Here is a 19,892-nt window from a genome sequence, read left to right on the forward strand (position 1 = left end):
TCTCTCCTTGATCATTAAGATATTGCTCTAATGCCTAAATTTCCATAACGATGAAAAGATATACTTAAAGCTTTTTCATTAAAATAATTTAAAAGTTCAAAACGACCATTTAATAATGGCTTTTCTCTTATAATGATTTTAGCAAGCTTTGCAGCCTCTTTATAAATCTCATCATTTACATCTGGCTTTGCTAAATAACGCACTCTTTCATATTCTTTAATACTCTTGATAAAATTTTCTTTATTTTCTTTTAAAAACAATACTTTTGCTCCTATGCTTTGAACAATTCGTTCTATCATACTAACATCTTGTTCATCATAACTGATACTTAGATCAATATTTGCAATATTTGCACCTAAAACCACACCTAAAACATCTTTTAAGCTTTCATTTCCACAAAGTCTTAAAACCATATTCTTTATTTTAGTATAAGAAAAAAGATTATCTTCTCCACGAATATTGACATAATCTTTTGAAACACTAAACTCGTTTTTATAATGATAAGCATAAGATTGAGACATTTTAATTAAATTGTTTATAAAATCTTGTGCTTCTTTTAAATCTATTTGTGCTAATTTTTTTGAAAATTTATCTTCAATTAAATGATCATCAAAATCTTCTTGCTTAATCTCTAAAAATTGAGTGATATAATTATAAATTCCCACTTTTCTACCCAAACCTATAGCTGATTTTTTAATCCCACCAAAAGGTTGACGCAGCACTATAGCCCCTGTGGTTGGTTTATTGATATAAATATTTCCTGCTTCTATGTGAGTGTGAAAATACTCCCATTCTCTTTCATCTAAGCTTTCAAAACCTGCAGTTAAACCATAACCTGTGGAATTTACTATATCAATAGCTTCTTTTAAGTCTTTAGCCTTCATCACACTTAAAATCGGTACAAAAAGTTCATTCATATGAGTAAAATCACCCTTTTTAGTGCCATATTTTATGCCTGGAGTCATCAAATAAGGATTATCCTCTAAAAACTTAGGTTTTAATGCCCATTCTTCATAAGGTTGTAATTCATCTAAGGCCTTTTGAACTTTAGAACTTGGCTTATCAGCTAAAGTACCTAATTTATTTTTAAATTCAAAAGGATTGCCCACTGCCATAGAACTCGCAGCATCCACTAAAGTCTTTTTAAATTCTTCATCATGATAAACCTCTTCTTCTAAGACTAGCAAAGAAGTAGCTGAACATTTTTGACCGCTATTGCTAAAAGCAGAATGAATGATATTTTTAATCGCACTATCACGATCAGCAAATTTAGAAACTATAGTCGCATTCTTTCCGCCAGTTTCAGCACTTAAAAGCAAGGTTGGATTAGCTTTTAACATGGCATAAGCAGTATCCTCTCCTCCTGTAAGAATTGAAAATTTAATCGCTTCATCAATAAGTAAATATTTAGAAATATCACTTCCTTTTGAAGGTAAGAAAATCAAAGCATCTTTTGGAATACCCGAATCCCAAAAACACTTACAAAGCATATAACCTGTTAGAGTTGAAAGTGAAGAAGGTTTGTAAATCACCACATTACCTGCGGCTAGTGGTGCAGCTATAGTACCTACTGAAATTCCTATAGGAAAATTCCAAGGAGCTATGGTAACCCCTATACCTTTAGGTGTGAATGTAACTTTTGGATTTTGTTTTTTAAGCTCTTCTAAAGAGTGCGGATAAAACTCTATAAAATCAATAGCCTCGCTTACTTCAGGATCGATCTCTAAAAAGGTTTTGCCCACTTCTAAAGCTGCCAAACCTATCAAATCCCCTCTTCTTTCTCTCATCAGTTTTGCACTTTTGGCTAAAATTTGATAAATTTCATCATGACTTTTTTGTGTAAATTTGGAATTTTTAGCTACTTCTAAAGCTTGTTTGATTTCTTTTTCTCCTGCTAAATAAGCCTTTCCTATAACTCTATCTTCGATCTTATCTTTAACTTCTAAAACATTTAAATTTTTTGCTTTAAAATCAAGTTCGCCTATAACAGGATAAACATCATAATCTTTTAAATTTTCATATTTAGTTTTAATTTCTTTAGCCCACACTCTATTTTGTGCTAAAATAAAATCCGTATCGCTTTCATTGCTAAATTTTTTACCTTCATAAGAACTTATGATATTTGATTCTTTATTTCTATCTTGCTTACGATGTGTAGTATTATCAAGAGTTTTTATGCCTTCTAAAGATTTTAAAAAAAGTTCTTTTTGGATATTCCAGTTCTTATCTCCTACTTTAAGATTGAAAAAATAACGCATAAAATTATCTTCACTTGTATTTTCATCAAGGCGTCTTACAAGATAAGCAATGGCATTGTTAAAATGTGCTTCATCGCAAACTGGGGCATAAAGGATTAGATCATGCATTTTAGATAATTCATAAGAACATTGCAAACTCATACCTTCAAGCATTTCAAAAGTAAAAGAATCCAAAGCACCCACTTCACTTATGCGTGTATAAGCATAAGCAATCTCAAAGATATTATGACTTGCAATTCCTATGTTGATGTATTTATAATTATCTCCTTCAAGAATAAAATCAAGCATTTTATTATAATTACTATCAGTATCTATTTTTTTGTAAAAAGTAGGAAGCTCCCAACCCCTTTGAGACGCAATGGTTTCTTCACTTTCCATATTAGCACCCTTAACAAAACGGATCTTAATAGGCTTCATACCTTTTAAAACCCTCTCTTTTGAAAAAGCAAAAAGTTTTTTAAGATACTTATAAGAATCAGGAATATAAGCTTGCAAAACAATCCCTGCTTTAATATCAAATTTAGCCACACTTTCCATAAAAGCTGCAACGGTGAGCTCTAAATCCCTAAATTCTTCCATATCAAGATTGATAAATTTAGATACACCTTGTTTTTTCTCTTCTTCTAAGGCTAAAGCATAAAGATAATCTAGTCTTTTTACGACCTCTTCTTTAGAATAATTAAAATCTATAATATTAATTTGTGAAAAAATAGTAGTAATTTTTATGGAAATATAAGTGATATAGCTTGATTTTAAGGCTTCTTCGTATTTTTGCATACGATATTTACTCTCAGCTTCACCTAAAACCTCTTCGCCGATTAAATTCACATTTAAGGTAATTTTATCTTGCTCTTTTCTTTTCTTAATATGTGGTTCTAAAACACTAGGATTTGCATCTAGAACCATAGCTTTAGTATCTTCTCTTAAATGTTTGACAAAAAAAGGTACACTTAAATTAGGAGCAAATTTGCCAAAATTTAAAAAGCTAAAAAGTAGGAATTTTTCAAAAGTGCTAAAAAAATCCGCTATGCCATATTTACTCAAAGTATATTCTATAAGCTCAAAACTTGCATTTTTATCTTTACATCTAAAAGAACGATCTAAAAGCTCTATAAGCATAACTTTATTTTTGGGATTATTAAGAAGTTTTTGCATTTTAGCATGAAATTCTTTTTCAGAATTTGAAATATTGGCTTCTATTTGTCCTTGTAATTCTTCAGCTAAGGCTAAAGCTTTTTGTATCATTTCGTATCTCCTAAGATAAAATAAATTTTAATAAATAATATATAAATAAGATAAAAAATAATATTTTAAATCATAGAAAATGTATAAAAAATGATAAAAAAAATTTTAATGGGTATATAAGTAACAAAAATTAAGAAATGATAATATCATTTTCTTGCTTATTTACAACCTTAGCAATAATTTTAGCTTGAATATTTTCATCTTCTAGTTTTTTTAAACATTCTAAGGAATCTTTTTCACTTATAGAAATTAAAAGTCCTCCTGAAGTTTGTGGATCACAAAGTAATAATTTTTCTTCATTTAAATCAGGGGTAAGTTCTTTTATAAATTCTAAATTTTTATAAGCTCCAGCAGGAATTAAACCCATATTAAAATACTCTTTTACTCCATCTAAAAAAGGAAGTTCACTTTCAAAAATTTCAAAAGAAATATTTTTATTTAGCATTTCTTTTAAATGTCCTAAAAGTCCAAAACCTGTAACATCACTCATGGCACTTGGATGAAATTTAAGAGCAATTTGACTGGCTTTATAATTTAACTCTATCATGTTTTTAAGCATTATATCTAAATGTTTTTGATTTAACATTTGCGCCTTTAAAGCTGTACTTAAAATTCCTGTTCCTAAAGGCTTGGTTAAAATGATACAATCTCCGATTTTAGAAGTATTATTAGCAATAAATTTACTAGGATGTACTTTTCCTGTAACACTAAGTCCAAAAAAAAGCTCGGTGCTTTCTATAGTATGGCCACCCACGACTAAAGCATTACATTCTTTAACTTTATCATTTGCACCTTCTAAAAGCTCTTTTAAGATGTTTAAATCATGATTGCAAGTATCAAAACCTACTATATTTAAGGCATTAATTACCTCTGCACCCATAGCAAAAACATCGCTTAAAGCATTTGCTGCAGCAATAGCACCAAAATGATAAGCACTATCTACTATAGGAGTGATAAAATCAAGCGTTTGCACCAAAGCTAAATCGGGGCTGATTTGATATACGCTTGCATCTTCATTATTTCCGATATCACTAAGTAAAGCAGGAGTTTTTTGCATGAAATTTAAAATTGTTTTAAGACCACCCGGGCTTAATTTCGCTGCTCAGCCTGCTGCTTTAACAAAATGCGTTAAATTTTGATTTTTATATTGCAGTGTTTTTCCTTATAGAGTAATGATTTTTGCTTTACCAAAAAGCTCGTTTAAAATTTCATAAGCATTGCCTATATTTCCTATTTTAAGTTCTTTGCTTTTATTAAAAAATTCTAGACAAGCTCCACAACTTATGATCTCAATACCTAAATTTTCAAGTTCTTTCATAGCTAAATGTGCTTTATGATTTTCATCAACATTGATTAAAACACTTTCATTTACGCAAAGAATTTTACTTGGAGCATGATCTAAATTTTTTAAGGTACTTAAAAATCCTACAAGTAAATTTTGTCCCAATTCACCCTCACCCACTTTGTCGGTTTTTAAAAATAAAACATTATAATCGTGAATATTTACTTCACTAGAATCAAAATTCTTTTTTTGTACTTTGATGCAAAACTCTTGTGCATTTTCATCTACAACAGGGTTTAAATTTAAAGAGTTAAGAAATTTTACAACATTATTTTTTGAAATAATAGAATTTAAAACAATTTCTAAAATTTCATTTTCTTGAAGTTTTTCAAGAGCGTTTTTTGTTTCAACTATAGGCTGAGGACAAGATAGATTGCGACAATCAATTTTCATTATTTTTCCTTGATATTAGCTTTGAAAAATAATATTATTTTATTACTTGTTTTGTGTTTAAAAATTTTAAATAATATAGAAAAAATTTAAAAGCTCAAAAATGAGCTTTTTTAAAATCTTTTTTTATTCACATCTTCAAGAATTGCCGCAGCAATTTGATTGACTTCATTTGTTATATTATTGGTGACATTTGCAACTTCGACATTTTCCTTAGTTACAGTTTCAAGTTGTGCTATAGCATCGTTAATCTGTGTGATTCCTGCTGTTTGTTCTTTTACAGATTCTGCTACTTCATTTACGCTTTGAACAAGTATATTAATATTTGCCTCGATTTCAGATAAGGATTTTCCTGTTCTTTCCGCAAGCTGTCTTACCTCATCTGCAACAACTGCAAAACCACGCCCATGTTCTCCAGCACGTGCAGCTTCAATAGCTGCATTTAAAGCAAGAAGATTCGTTTGCTCAGCGATATCTTTAATCACATTGACAATATTTTTTATATCATCAGCTTGTGAAGCAACCTCAACTGTTTTTCCACTTACATTTTGCATAGAAGAATTAATCTCCTCCACAGCTGCAGCCGATTGTTCTAAAGAACTCGCTTGTGCATTAGAGCCATCAGCAAGTTTTTGCATAGAATTTTTTAACTCTTCTGACTGATTGGCTAAATCTTTAGCAAAATTTGAAGAAGCCAAAAGCATCTTTTTAATTTCTTTGCCTAAAATATTAGTTGTAATCTCAACTTCACCTTTAGCATTAAATACTTCTGTACTAAAATCAAGAGCCTTATAACTATCAAAAACTCTATTAATTTCATTCATATTAGAACCAATTTTACTTTGTAAAACATCAAGCATCCTATTAAGAACATCTTTAAGTTCTACTAATTGAGGATTTATAGGATTTTTAGTAATTCTTGCAGTTAAATTACCCTTTTCGATTTCTCTAGCAGTTTGCACCGATTCATCTACAGCATTTTGATCTTGTTCTAAAGATATTTGAATCTTTTCAATATTTTCATTTATGATTCTTCCCATTGCTCCTAGCTCATCATTAGCACGAATTTCAATAGCCTTAGGTTCAATTTTTTCATGATTTAAAAAACGGAAAAATGATTCTAAAGAACTAAGAATCACAGGCAATCTAGATGCGACAATTTTTCTTACGCAATAATAAACCACTCCTAAAACAACAAAAATAAAAATAAAAGATGCACCAAGAATAATTAATTGTAATTTTTTTAAGGGTTTAAATACTGAATATTTAGGAGCAGTTACCAAAACTGCCCAAGAACTATCTTGCACTTTAAAACTATTAATCGCAGCATAAGAATCATCACCATCAGAAGCTATATAGTTAAAAACTCCATTTTTTCCTTCACTTATGGCCTTATAAGTTTCTTGTGCACCTTTATTAGGATTGATATCTTTTAAATTTTTTAAAACTAGATTTTTATTTGGATGTATCGCCATAAAACCATCTGAATTTAAAAGAACTCTTAATTCACCATCATATTTTTGACCTTTAGGGTCTAAAAGATAAGTAGCAATATCTGAAAAATCTAAAGTCATGCCTATGACACCTACAACTTGATTTTTTCGATCAAAAATAGGCATAGCAACATTTACAGCATCAAAATCTTGACCTTCTAAATTCATCTTAATAGGACGGCCTATATATACTTTATTTTCCCCATATTTTGCTTTTTTTAATATATCTTGCACAACTTGCAGATTAGCTATTTCATCACTAGCTTGTATTGCTTTTATTCCGCCTTTATTATCCTTTTCTTCATCAGCGTAAAGCATAACAAATTTTCCACTTTGAGTATTAAAAAATTTACTCTCTTCTTTAAAGTATTCTGGCGGATCAATAAGATATAAATAAGTAAAATTAGAATAAGCACTATTATCAAAAGTATTGGTTATAATATTTGTTATATTGTCTATATCTAAATCTTCTTTAGAGGTTGATCTAAACATTTCTGTTAAAGTACCTGAAATACTTTTATTTAAAGCGATCATTTCCCCAAAAATTCCTTGAGTTTGAGTAGCATATTCTTTCGTGATAGAAGCAAGAATATCTTCTGTATTTTTGGTAATATTTTGACTTACTTGTTTTGTGATTAATGAAATTAAAATAACAAGTCCAATAACAACAACAGCTGCCACAGAAAAAATAAGTTTTAAACCTATATTTAAAGATTTAAACATCTTATAACTCCTAAAATAAAAATTTAGATTCTAATTTTAACATATTTTTAAAAAAATAATATTAATTAATTATAAAAAAATTATGTATTAGTATTTTTTGATAGAAGATTTATTTTTTTCCTTTTAAAAACAATTCTTTAAAGCGTTTATTAGCGTATTCTTCTATGTCTTTTTGCAAAATAGAGTAATTTTCCATCAATTCCATAGCTCTAGGAGTAAGTTTTGTTCCTGATTCTTTAGAGCGTCCTTGTCTTGTGCTAACTAAAATTTCTTGAGAATTTTTTTGTAAGGTTTGTAAATGCATCCAAGCTTTTTTATAATTAATCCCCATAAGTTTAGAAGCATGTAATAAACTACCTGTTTGTCCGATAAGTTCTAAAAGTTCTGTTTTTCCTCGACCAAAAAGCAAATCTCCATCCGCATTTTCAATCCAAGTTTTTGTTCTTACTATAAATTGCTTACCTTTTTTTTCTTTAAAACAACCAAGTTGACAATACTTTACATCAACCTTATAAGTTTTTAAAGCTGAACGCATACTTTTAAGTCCACAACCTTCTTTAGCAATATCTCTTGCATCTTTACAAAAAATTCTACGCTTTTCATCTAAACTAGGTTCTATTTTTTTAAGCACTTCAATCTTTGCTTTTTCAAAATCTAAATGTCCAAATTGCCCCAACTCGCAATTATCAATTCTCATGTGATTTTCATCGGCTAATTGTCCGATTTTTTCTATATTTATATTAAATTTCTTTGCAATTTTAAAAGCCGTACCACAATCTAATTTTTCATTGCTATTTAACAATTCTCTCATATATGAGATGATTTCTTTTTCTTGATTTTTATCCATGAATTCTAAATTCTCCACTATAAATATTGATCTTATTTTCTCTAGCAAAACCACAAAGCGTTAAATCAAATTTTCTTGCTATCATAACCCCTAAACAAGTAGGAGCCGTGCGTGAAACAAGCACTGGAATTTTATGCATAACTGCTTTAGCTACCATTTCAGAACTTAGCCTTCCACTAACCATTAAAAAACATTGACTTAAATCAACCCCAGCTAAACACGCTTTTCCTAAAGCTTTATCTATGGTGTTATGCTGAGCTATATCTTCACCTATAAAAAAAGTTTTCTCATCTACAAAAAGCTTAGCCGTATGTACACAGCCTGTTTTCTCGTAAAGCTCGCATTGAGTATAAAAAGTACTCATTTGTTTTAAAATTTCATCTTTGCTAAATTTTGCATCAGAACTAATTTTACTCGCTTCAATAGCTTCTGGATCGATATTGGCAGTATGTGCTCTACCGCAACCACTTATAACTACACCTTCAGCATTAAGCTTTGCTAAATTTTCTTTATCAATCTTTGCTTTAATATGCACACTCATACCATCATCTTTTGTTTCTATGCTCTCAATATCGCTTACTTTCGCAATGATATTTTCACTCATTAAATATCCTATTGCTAATGCCTGTTCATCTACAGGAGTTGCCATTAAAGCACCTACTTTTTCATCATTAATAAAAATTTCAAGCTTAATTTCACGCACTAAAGTATCATTGCATGTAAAAGATTCATCACCTTTATATTTTAAAATTTGAGTTGTAAATAACGGATCCATACCTTATCCTTTAAATATCTTTAAATAATATTATATCAAAAAAACATAAATAACAAATTTATATATGGAAAAATAGATTTTAGATTCAACTTATAAAAGAAAATTCGTTCTATTTATTTCAAAAAAGCTTAAAACTACCGCTATGTAATAACATAGCGGTTAAAGATTAAATTTTCACATTAGGATCATAAGAAAAACTAGGTTCAATTTGCTTTTTATTGCTTAATTCTTTATACCAATAAGAATGTAAAATATAAACCTCTTCTTCTTCTTTATAACCACTAATCATAGAATGGATACTACCTTTGATTGCAAATACTGCCATATAAATATGCACACCAAAAAACACTGCACACACTATACCCAAGAAATTATGCACTATAGCTGAAATTCTCAAAAGTTCAATTTGAGTTAAACCAAAAAGACCTTGAATTGCCGTGGAATTAAAATCAAGAAAATACATAAATCCACCTGTAATTATCATCAAAAATCCACCAAATACAGCTATATAATACCAAGATTTTTGACCAAAATTAAACTTACCTGCAGGTACAGGACGTTTGATTTTACTTAAATAACCACCTACTATCATCATCCATCTGATATCATAACTTGCAGGAAGCATTCTTTTAATCCAGCATAAAAACATAGGGATTATAGAGATGATAAACAAAATCGTTGCAAAAGCGTGTAAATTTTTACAAACCCTTACAAAAACTCCACCCCCAAAAACTTCTCCAAACATCATCACAAAACCAGTTGGCACTAAAATCACCCAAGAAATCGCTGCGATAAAATGAAAAAGTCTTTCAAATAATGTAAAAGCATAAATTTTCTTTCCATCGTGTGAAAATTGCTTAGGTCCTATAACCATATAATGCAAAGCAAATGCAGACAATACCGCAATAACAGCGATTAAAGCTATAGTAGCTATATATTCACCTTGCAAAGTTGTCCAAAGTTTGCCAAAAGTATCATAATTTGGGATATTTGTAATACGATGAAAATCCCAAATTTGAGTATCTTGTCCCATTCTCTCGCTACCATAAGCAAATAAACTCACTACGCTTAATAAAAGCGTTACAAATACTTTTCTCATAAGCGTTCCTTTCCTGTGTAAGCAATCTTCCATTCCAAACTTTCCGAAGGATTTGGAATGCCATAATTTCTATTCATAAGTCTATTATGATAAATCTCTTCTATTTTAGAACTTTCACCTACTAAAAGTGCTTTTGTCGAACACATCGCAGCACATACAGGGACTTTTCCTTCTGCGATACGATTTTGACCATAAAGTTCTCTTTCTTTTTCTGAATTCGTTGCTTCAGGGCCACCTGCACACATAGTACATTTATCCATAATGCCTTTATTTCCAAAAACACTATCTTTTGGAAATTGTGGTGCACCAAAAGGACAAGCATAAAGACAATATCCACAACCTATGCAAATTTCTTTATCATGCAAAACAATACCATCAGCACGGATGTAAAAACAATCCACAGGACAAACGATAGAACAAGGAGCATCATCACAATGCATACAAGAAATAGAAGTTGAAACTTCTTTTCCTTGAATTCCTTCATTTAAAGTAATCACACGGCGGCGGCGAATATGAATAGGAAGCTCATGTGCTTCATCACAAGCTACCGCGCAACCATTACAATCAATACAACGCTCATTATCACAAAAGAATTTCAAGCGTTCTTTTTCTAAATTTGCAAAATTTACCTTACTCATTTTCCATCCTTACTGATTCTACAAAGTCCACCTTTAGTCTCTGGAATCTGACACATGATATCATAACCATAATTTGTTACCGTATTAGCACTTTCTCCGCTTGCATAAGGCTTAGTTCCTTCTGGGAAATTGTGCGTTAAATCCACGCCTTGCATAACTCCTGTAAAATGGAAAGGCAAGAAAATCATATCTTTTGCTACACCTGGATTAACCTTCACTCTTACATGAATTTTAGTACCTTCTGGAGAATGCACCCAAATCATATCTCCTGCTTTAATGTCTTGCTCTTTTGCTAATTCAGGATTGATCTCACAAAACATTTCAGGTGTTAAACGCGTTAGATACATAGATGCTCTATTTTCCATACCTGCACCATTTAAATTCACAAGTCTTGCAGTAACAAGATTAAGCGGGAATTCTTTAGAATAATCCTTAGCTTGTTGCACAGAAACAAATTTAGTATCCACGCGGTAAAGCGCTTTTTGATCTTCAAAACTTGGATATTTTTGCACCAAATCGTTTCTTGGAGAATGTAAAGGCTCACGGTGGAGTGGAATTTTATCTTTAAAAGTCCAAACTACAGCTCTAGCTTTAGCATTTCCATAAGGAACTATGCCTTTTTCTATACATTTAGTTGCTATGATATTGCTATCATCATAAGACCAAGTTGATCCCATTTTTTCTTTTTCTTGAGCACTTAAAGTAATACCTAAAACTTTTTCTATATTATCTTTAGTAATTTGTGGATAACCTGTATCAATAGGTGAATTTAAAGGTGCATTCTTAGCAAGTAAACTCTCTCCTTCATATTCAAGTCCAAAATTGTTTCTAAAGCCCATACCACCTTTTGCTACTTCAATGTCGGTATTATAAAGCACAGGAGAACCTGGGTGCTTATCACTCCAACAAGGCCAAGGAAGCCCGTAATACTCGCCAGCAACTTCGTCTTTTCCTTCTAAAGTTACCTCATCAAATTTATCCCAGTATAAAGTATGCTTTTTAAGCCTTTCAGGACTCCAACCATTAAGCCCTATACTTCTAACTGCTTTTGCAATTTCTCTTGTTGCATTTTCAGGCCAAACAATCTCACCTTTTTCATCGCGTAAAGTCTTGGTAAAGTCTTCATAAAAACCTAATTTTTTAGCAAGCTCAAATAAAATTTCTTGATCTTCCATGCTTTCATAAAGTGGATCTACAACTTTAAATCTCCATTGTCCGCTACGATTTGTTGCTGTTACACTTCCGCTTGTTTCAAACTGTGTTGCTGCAGGTAAAAGATAAATTCCATCTTTTCTTTCTGCAATAATCCCTGCTTCATTTACAAAAGGATCGGCTAAAACTAAAAGCTCTAAAGCTTCCAAACCTTCTTTAACTTTTACTTGTTGTGCAGTCGAAGTAATACCATTTCCCATAACTACTAAAGCTTTTAAAGGCGTTCCTGCATTATCGATAGCATCATTTCCATCTTTTCCATTTAAAGCCGCTACCCACCATCTAGCAAGTGAAAGCCCAGTTTTATGCATCCAATCTTTGCTTACAAAATTTCCTAAAAGCCACTCATAATCCACACCCCAAATTTTGGCATAGTATCTCCAAGTCGCTTCATTTAAAGGATAATAACCTGGTAAATTTTCGCTCAAACAAGCCATATCTGAAGCACCTTGAACATTATCGTGTCCGCGTAAGATATTAACTCCACCACCAAATTTACCTATATTTCCAAGTACCATTTGCACAATAGGTGCTAAACGTGTATTTGAAGTTCCTACAGTATGTTGAGTTAAACCCATAGCCCAAATAAGCGTAGTTGGTTTGTTTTTAGCTACTTCGTGAGTGATTTGCACCAAAAGTTCTTTAGAGATCCCTGTAACATTTTCCACTTCTTCAACTGTCCATTTTGCTGCTTCTTCACGAATTTTATCAATTCCAAAAACTCTTTCATCAAGATATTTTGTATCTTCCAAGCCTTCATCAAAAATGATTTTTAACATTCCATACATGAAAGCAATGTCAGTTCCTGGACGAATTCTTGCATAAATATCCGCTTTTGCTGCACTTTTTGTAAATCTAGGATCTACAACGATAAGCTTTGCACCTTTTTCTTTTGCTTTTAAGAAATGTCTAAAACCCACAGGGTGATTTACCGCTGGATTTGCTCCAATGATAATGATACATTTACTTCTTTGGATGTCTCCAAGATGGTTTGTCATAGCGCCATAACCAAATGTATTCGCCACACCGGCGACTGTTGCGCTGTGTCAAATTCTAGCTTGATGATCTACATTGTTCGTTCCAAAAAATGCTGCAAATTTTCTTATATAATAAGCTTGTTCATTATTAAGTTTTGCAGAACCTAAAAACATAACACTTTCAGGATTTTCTTTACGATAAGCAGCTAGTTTTTCTCCGATCTCACTTAAAGCTTGCTCATAACTTATGCGTTTCCATTCTCCATTTTCTTTTTTCATAGGATATTTTAAACGCACATGTGAACGCACCATATCGATCATATCAGATCCCTTGCAGCAATGTCCACCTGAACTCACAGGATGATCTTGAGCGATTTCTTGACGCACCCAAACACCATTTTGCACTTCTGCAATAATCCCACAGCCTACAGAACAGGCTGTACAAACTGTTTTTACTTTTTTACTACCTTCATAAGCTTCTTTAAGCTCATCAGCACTCGCTTCTCTTAAAGTTTCACTTCTAGCAAGCAACGGTGTTGCTAGGCTTGAAAGTGCTGCCATTTTAAGAAAAGAACGACGCGTAAGCTTGATATTTTCACCTACACTTGACATTACTCAGCCTTTATATAATAATTTTCCCAATTAGCACTTCTTTGAAAAAGCACTTCTTTTTTCTTACTTTTACCTTTAACTAAATCTTTTCTTTCTTCATCTTTAGCTAGAGCTAAAGTTGTGCTACCAAGCACTCCAGCAGCCCCTAAGGCAAAAGCGGATTTTTTAAGAAATTCCCTGCGATTTTTCACGAGTCCTCCTTTGTTTATTTGCTTCTCTTCTTAAAAATTCTGAACGCGATAGATCGTTTTGCACTTTTTTAGAATTTATTTTTGCAGGTTTTTCCACTTCAAAGCAAAGTCTTTCAAATTCCATAAAAGCCGATGCAATACTTGCAATTTCCTTATATAAATTCGCATTTTTATTCATGAAAACATCGCCTAAAAACTCATCAATGCTTTTATTGATCACTTTTTCAAAAAGCTCTTTGGCTAAATCATCTTCATTTTGCCTTAAAAATTCACTCATCAACAATAAACAAAATCCAACACTATCTTCACTTTCTTTAAAAAATTTTTCATTGCGTCTTATTTTACTTTTGACTAAAATTTGACGCACGCAAAGTAAAGGATTTGAATTTTCAAAACCTTCTTCTATGTAAGAAAAAGTCGTTGGAATGCTATTTTTAAGACTTAAAAAAAGCAAATCATATTCTTTAAAAAATGCTTGTATAGAATTTTCATCATCTAAATGCTTAAGCAAGATATCAAAATTTGATTTTAAATTTTCATCAAATAAACATTCTTGCATTGTCTTTAAATACTCTTGTAATTTTGACAATCTTTCTTCAGAAAATGAAAAAACAAAAAGCTCTCCTAGACATTGATAATAAAGACTTCTAGCTAATCTTAATTTTTCCAAATCCATTAAAGCTCCCATGCATTCAAAATTTTCAAAAATAGCTTTAAATTTTGCTTGAATGAATATTATGCAAAATATACCTAATATTCATTTTAAAGCCGATTTTTAAATCGATTTATCTTAATACTATTTGATTTAAAAATCACTGAATTTCAATAAAATTCCACAAGGATTTAAAATATTAAAAAATCATACCAAAGTATTGAAAATTAGATATTTGAGTTGATTTTATATTTGAAAAAATAAAATACTTTGCATAAAATTTACATCTTTGATTCTCTTCCGAGTAAAATTAACATTTTATGCAAATTATAAATAATACTAATTTCTTAAAGAATAATCCTTATAAGAAAATTCTCTTATCATTTGAAGTTCATTTTTTGCATTTAAAAGCATGAGATTTGGAAGTCTTATACCATTAAAAGTTGTGTTTTTCACAATGGTGTAATGAATTTGATCTAAAAAAACAATTTTATCGCCGATTTTAAGCTTTTTATCAAAGGCGTATTCTCCCATTACATCACCCGCTAAACAAGTATTTCCAGTAAGCAAATAGGAAAATTCGCTTTCTTTTAAGTCTGAAATTTTTTCATTTTCTCTTGTGGCTAAAATTCTAGCATTTAAAACTTCACTTGTATAAGGCATGATGATAGTATCTGGCATATGCGCTTCGCTTGAAGTATCTAAAATAGCAATTTGTTTTTCATTTTCTATGATATCTACTACACTAGCCACCAAATTTCCTGTTTGCCAACCTACCGCTTCACCTGGTTCAAGATAAACTTGCACACCGTATTTATCACTGAAATTTTTACACAAAGCAATAAGCTTTTCAACATCATAGCCTTTTTTAGTGATGTGATGTCCTCCTCCAAAATTCACCCATTTCATTTGCCCTATCCATTTGCCAAATTTCTCTTCAAAAACCTTTAAAACAGCTTCTAAAGCACCAGCACTTTCTTCGCAAAGTGCGTGAAAATGAAGTCCTTCTATGGTACTTAAATCCACATTTTCAAAATCTTTAGCACGAATTCCAAGTCTTGAGTATCTTCCACAAGGATTGTAAAGTTCTTTTGGGGCTAGAGAAAATTCAACATTACAACGAAGACCTAAGGAATTTTTTTGTGTTTTAGCTTGAAATTTATGAAATTGAGCTAAAGAGTTAAACACTATATGATGAGATAAGCTGGCTATTTCACCTATTTCATCTTCTTTAAAAGCAGGCGAATAAGTATGAATTTCTTTATCCATGTATTCTTTAGCAAATTTTGCTTCCCAAAGTCCGCTACAAGTACAACCTTTTAAGTATTCTCCAACAATTTTCATCGCTCCTGAAAAAGCAAAACCTTTTAAAGCTAAAAGCACTTTAGCACCACTTTTTTCGCCAACACTTGCTAAAAGCTCACAATTTTTTCTTAATTTATCTTCTTCTAAAATATAAGCTGGGGTTTGAATTTTTTCATAAAACATTATTTTTCCTTGATTAAATTGCTAAAATCATAACAAAATTAAACCAAATTTTCAAAATAAATATTTACTAAAGTTAAAAAAATAATGACTATAATACAAAAAATCAAGCAAAAGGAAAAACTAATGAATAGAAGAAATTTTTTAAAATTTAATGCACTCACTCTAGCAAGTATGGGTGTAGCCTATGCAAATCCTATGCATGATATGCACTCCATGCATAAAAATCATTCTATAAATCATGACTTAGATACTTCTTTTATAAACTTTGCTCCAAAAAATTTAAAGCTTTTAGATCCAAAACAATTCCCCCAAGGAGAAATTTTAAAAGCCTTGCCTTTACTCAAAAATGAAAGTAAAGAAAAAAATATTTTTCGTGCTACCCTAGAAATCAAAGAAAATCATATAGAGCTTATCAAAGGTAAAAAAACCTTATTTTATACTTACAATGGCCTCGTGCCTGCTCCAAAAATAGAAGTTTTTGAAGGAGATAAACTTGAAATTTTAGTCAAAAACAAACTCAAAGAAGCTACAACTATACATTGGCATGGCGTTCCTGTGCCACCTGATCAAGATGGAAGCCCACATGATCCTATCTTAGCAGGAGAAGAAAGAATATATCGTTTTGAAATTCCTCAAGATAGCGCAGGAACTTACTGGTATCATCCACATCCTCATTATACGGCTTCTAAACAAGTTTTTATGGGTTTAGCAGGGGCTTTTGTGATCAAAGCAAAAAAAGATGCTTTAAGTCATTTAAAAGAAAAAGATTTGATGATTAGCGATTTGCGTCTTGATGAAAACGCTCAAATTCCAAACAACAACCTAAATGATTGGCTAAATGGTAGAGAAGGAGAATTTGTACTCATCAATGGACAATTTAAACCTAAAATCAAACTCGCCACAAACGAACGCATACGCATTTATAATGCTACTGCAGCAAGATATTTAAATTTACGCATACAAGGAGCTAAGTTTATACTTGTTGGTACTGATGGTGGACTTATAGAAAAAGCTATTTATAAAGAAGAACTTTTCTTAAGTCCTGCTTCTCGTGTAGAAGTTTTAATCGACGCTCCAAAAGATGGGAATTTTAAGCTAGAAAGTGCTTATTATGATAGGGATAAAATGATGGTAAAAGAAGAACCTAATACCCTATTTTTAGCTAATATTAGTCTAAAAAAAGAAAATGTAGAACTTCCAAAAAATTTAAAAATTTTCAAACCTTCAGAAGAACCTAAGGAATTTAAAGAAATAATCATGAGTGAAGATCATATGCAAATGCATGGTATGATGGGAAAAAGTGAAAGCGAATTAAAAATCGCTCTTGCGTCTATGTTTTTAATCAATGGCAAAAGCTATGATTTAAAACGCATTGATTTAAGCTCCAAGCTTGGAGTAGTTGAAGACTGGATAGTGATAAATAAATCTCACATGGATCATCCTTTCCACATACACGGCACGCAATTTGAACTCATCTCATCAAAACTCAATGGCAAAGTTCAAAAAGCCGAATTTAGAGCCTTCAGAGATACTATAAATGTGCGTCCTAATGAAGAATTAAGACTTAGAATGAAACAAGATTTTAAAGGACTTAGAATGTATCATTGCCATATTTTAGAACATGAAGATTTAGGAATGATGGGAAATTTAGAAGTAAAGGAATAAAATGGTAAAAGTGGAATTTTTAGGCCCCATAAATAAAGAAAATTTAGAACTTGAAGTAAAAAATTTAAAAGAATTAAAAGAAATTTTGCAAAAAGATGAGAGTTTAAAAGAATGGCTAGAACTTTGTGCTGTATCTTTAAATGATGAAATCATTTTTGATGAAAACACCAAGTTAAAAGATGGTGATAAAATAGCACTTTTACCGCCAGTTTGTGGAGGCTAAATGAAACATTTTACACTTTATCAAGGCTCTTTAGATATTCCTAAAATTTATAGCCAATGGTATGAATTTTCCAAGGATAAAAACTGCGGTGCTTTACTGACTTTTTGTGGTATTGTGCGTGAAGAAGGAGGTATTGAGGCACTTAGTTTTGATATTTATGAACCGCTTTTAAAAAAATGGTTTGATGAGTGGCAAAAAAGAGTAGATTTTGATGGTATTAGCTTGCTTTTTGCTCACTCTATAGGCGATGTAGCGATACATGAAAGCTCGTATTTTGCAGGAATTTTAAGCAAACAAAGAAAATTAGGACTTAAACTTCTTAATGAATTTGTTGAAGATTTTAAAGCAAGTGCGCCCATTTGGAAGTATGATGTGATAAACAAAGAAAGAATTTATGCCAAAGAAAGATCAACCAAACTTTGCGGTGCAGGACTTTTAAAAGGATAAAAAATGTTAATGTCTTATGAAGAAAGTTTAAAAATTTTACATTCTCATATTAAAACTTATGAAAAGATTGAAAAAATAGCTCTTACAGAGTGTTTAGGACGCATTTTAGCTCAAGACATAAAAGCCCCTAAAAATCAGCCCGAATTTCCAACTTCGGCTATGGATGGTTATGCGATCAAATTTGAAGATCAAGATAAGCCTTTAAAAATTTTAGGTATCACACCTGCGGGTACTATGCCACAATTTAGCGTGCAAAATGGTACTTGTGTAAAAACCTTTACAGGCTCACTCATGAGCGAAGGAAGCGATACTTTAGCCCCTGTTGAAAATGTACGCGTAGAAAATGATACTCTTTTTATAGAAAAAAAAGTTCCCCAAGCTTTTGCCGTGCGTGCGGTAGGAGAAAACTATAAAAAAGATGAAATTTTACTCAAAAAAGGCACAAAGTTAAATTATAGCGAGATAGCTCTTTTAGCTGAACTTGGATTTTTTCACATTAGTGTGTTTATAAAGCCTATTGTAGGGGTTTTAAGTAGTGGAAGTGAGATCAAAGATCTAGGAGAAGCCTTGGAAAATCCTGCTCAAATCCGCTCTTCAAATCATATCGCCATAGCTAATTTAGCTAAAAATTTAAATTGCGATACAAGGGTTTTTCCTCTTTTAAAAGATGATGAGAAAGCCACTTTTTCCACCCTTGAAAGTGCTTTGCAAAGTTGTGATATTTTGGTTACAACGGGCGGGGTTTCTATGGGAGATTTTGACTTTTTAAAAAAAGCCATCAAAGAATACGAAATCATCATCGATAAAGCCGACATAAAACCAGGTAGACATATCAAAATAGCTAAGGCTAATGAAAAATTCATCATCGCCTTACCAGGTTTTCCTTACTCGGCTATGGTAATGTTTAATCTTTACGCAAGAGAGATTTTAAACTCTTGGTTACTTCAGCCTAAAGACTATATTTGCAAAGCCTTTTTACAAGGAAGTTACAAGAAAAAAACACCTTATTTGGAATTTGTCGCTTGTAACATAAAGTTTGAAAATGGACGCATTTTAGCCAATCTTGAAGGCAAAAAAGAAGGCTCTAGTGCGATTATAAACAATCTTAACAATAAAGCTGCCCTTATGGTGGTGCCAAAAGAATGTGAAATTTTAGAAAATGAAAGTTTAGTGGATATTATCTTTATGCCTTAAAATTATTTAAATAATTTTATTTCGATTTTAATCAACCCTAAATTTCAATAAGTTTCAAATTCGCAACCTCCTTTTAGTGGAGTAATTAGCCCTAGCGGAGTTTCAATCCACTAGGGTTTATTTTAGTCCCTTTTTAAATTTCTTTATGGTAAAATTAATGGTGTTGTTAATTGGAATGCAAAAGGGTTTTAGTCCCTTTTTAAATTTCTTTATGGTAAAATACTTTAGTTTTAGACTTTGGAACAGTCGAGGTTTTAGTCCCTTTTTAAATTTCTTTATGGTAAAATTATTTGAACGCTTAAAATCAAGAAAATATTGTTTTAGTCCCTTTTTAAATTTCTTTATGGTAAAATAGATATTTACCAGATAATGAAAATTTCGGGGTTTTTTCATGAAAAATAGCAAAAATTATGCTATAATC

General features: G+C 31.3%; 16 protein-coding genes and 1 CRISPR repeat array. Of the genes, 4 read left to right on the top strand and 12 right to left on the bottom strand.

Translation table 11 applies throughout. The features are described 5' to 3' along the window. Positions 1–14: 14 nt before the first annotated feature. The 12 genes from FBE96_RS07330 to nspC all read right to left on the bottom strand — a co-directional run bounded on the left by FBE96_RS07330 (position 15) and on the right by nspC (position 15,942). Positions 15–3,503 carry a proline dehydrogenase family protein gene (locus FBE96_RS07330; protein WP_002896414.1) on the bottom strand — a complete coding sequence of 1,163 codons (3,489 nt, stop codon included), beginning with the start codon at positions 3,501–3,503 and terminating at the stop codon, positions 15–17. Positions 3,504–3,633: 130 nt separating this feature from the next. After that, positions 3,634–4,656, bottom strand: coding sequence for a selenide, water dikinase SelD (selD, locus tag FBE96_RS07335; RefSeq protein ID WP_077409355.1), 1,023 nt, complete (start codon positions 4,654–4,656; stop codon positions 3,634–3,636). Positions 4,657–4,665: 9 nt separating this feature from the next. Then, complete coding sequence (gene yedF, locus FBE96_RS07340; protein WP_002851218.1) at positions 4,666–5,238, bottom strand: sulfurtransferase-like selenium metabolism protein YedF; 573 nt, start codon at positions 5,236–5,238, stop codon at positions 4,666–4,668. Positions 5,239–5,348: 110 nt separating this feature from the next. Then, positions 5,349–7,451, bottom strand: a complete 2,103-nt coding sequence (gene ccaA / locus FBE96_RS07345; protein WP_002871853.1) for an aspartate chemotaxis receptor CcaA — start codon at positions 7,449–7,451, stop codon at positions 5,349–5,351. Positions 7,452–7,560: 109 nt separating this feature from the next. After that, positions 7,561–8,298, bottom strand: a complete 738-nt coding sequence (locus FBE96_RS07350) for a winged helix-turn-helix domain-containing protein (protein ID WP_002822570.1) — start codon at positions 8,296–8,298, stop codon at positions 7,561–7,563. Then, a complete protein-coding gene (gene fdhD / locus FBE96_RS07355; protein ID WP_002851178.1) occupies positions 8,291–9,073 on the bottom strand; it encodes a formate dehydrogenase accessory sulfurtransferase FdhD in 783 nt (260 codons plus the stop codon). The genes FBE96_RS07350 and fdhD overlap by 8 nt, the downstream gene beginning before the upstream one ends. A 166-nt stretch (positions 9,074–9,239) precedes the next feature. Further along, complete coding sequence (locus FBE96_RS07360) at positions 9,240–10,172, bottom strand: formate dehydrogenase subunit gamma (RefSeq protein WP_002851174.1); 933 nt, start codon at positions 10,170–10,172, stop codon at positions 9,240–9,242. Further along, positions 10,169–10,810, bottom strand: coding sequence for a formate dehydrogenase FDH3 subunit beta (gene fdh3B, locus FBE96_RS07365; RefSeq protein WP_002851264.1), 642 nt, complete (start codon positions 10,808–10,810; stop codon positions 10,169–10,171). The genes FBE96_RS07360 and fdh3B overlap by 4 nt, the downstream gene beginning before the upstream one ends. Next, positions 10,807–13,611, bottom strand: a complete 2,805-nt coding sequence (locus tag FBE96_RS07370; protein WP_079264123.1) for a formate dehydrogenase subunit alpha — start codon at positions 13,609–13,611, stop codon at positions 10,807–10,809. Before FBE96_RS07370 ends, fdh3B begins: the two co-directional genes overlap by 4 nt. After that, positions 13,611–13,802, bottom strand: coding sequence for a twin-arginine translocation signal domain-containing protein (locus FBE96_RS07375; protein ID WP_002851537.1), 192 nt, complete (start codon positions 13,800–13,802; stop codon positions 13,611–13,613). The genes FBE96_RS07370 and FBE96_RS07375 overlap by 1 nt, the downstream gene beginning before the upstream one ends. Further along, positions 13,777–14,490, bottom strand: a complete 714-nt coding sequence (locus tag FBE96_RS07380; RefSeq protein WP_002851502.1) for a molecular chaperone TorD family protein — start codon at positions 14,488–14,490, stop codon at positions 13,777–13,779. The genes FBE96_RS07375 and FBE96_RS07380 overlap by 26 nt, the downstream gene beginning before the upstream one ends. A gap of 303 nt (positions 14,491–14,793) precedes the next feature. Beyond that, positions 14,794–15,942 (bottom strand): carboxynorspermidine decarboxylase, encoded by a 1,149-nt coding sequence (gene nspC / locus FBE96_RS07385; RefSeq protein ID WP_002858431.1) that lies wholly within the window; start codon positions 15,940–15,942, stop codon positions 14,794–14,796. Between the two features lie 123 nt (positions 15,943–16,065). On the opposite strand from nspC, the gene cueO reads away from it, so the two are divergent. The 4 genes from cueO to FBE96_RS07405 are packed head-to-tail and all read left to right on the top strand — an operon-like array spanning position 16,066 to position 19,471. Beyond that, entirely contained in the window at positions 16,066–17,607 is a 1,542-nt protein-coding gene (cueO, locus tag FBE96_RS07390) for a multicopper oxidase CueO (protein WP_145599593.1), read from the top strand. 1 nt (position 17,608) lies between these two features. Further along, a complete protein-coding gene (locus FBE96_RS07395) occupies positions 17,609–17,830 on the top strand; it encodes a MoaD/ThiS family protein (RefSeq protein ID WP_002779488.1) in 222 nt (73 codons plus the stop codon). Continuing rightward, positions 17,831–18,277, top strand: a complete 447-nt coding sequence (locus FBE96_RS07400) for a molybdenum cofactor biosynthesis protein MoaE (protein WP_002858889.1) — start codon at positions 17,831–17,833, stop codon at positions 18,275–18,277. A gap of 3 nt (positions 18,278–18,280) precedes the next feature. Then, entirely contained in the window at positions 18,281–19,471 is a 1,191-nt protein-coding gene (locus FBE96_RS07405; RefSeq protein ID WP_002858890.1) for a molybdopterin molybdotransferase MoeA, read from the top strand. Between the two features lie 119 nt (positions 19,472–19,590). Further along, a CRISPR array of direct repeats spans positions 19,591–19,824; the repeat unit is 36 nt; unit sequence GTTTTAGTCCCTTTTTAAATTTCTTTATGGTAAAAT. Positions 19,825–19,892 lie beyond the last annotated feature (68 nt).

Origin of the sequence: Campylobacter sp. CFSAN093241 (assembly GCF_012889595.1) — a bacterium.
Taxonomy (GTDB): Bacteria; Campylobacterota; Campylobacteria; order Campylobacterales; family Campylobacteraceae; genus Campylobacter_D; species Campylobacter_D jejuni.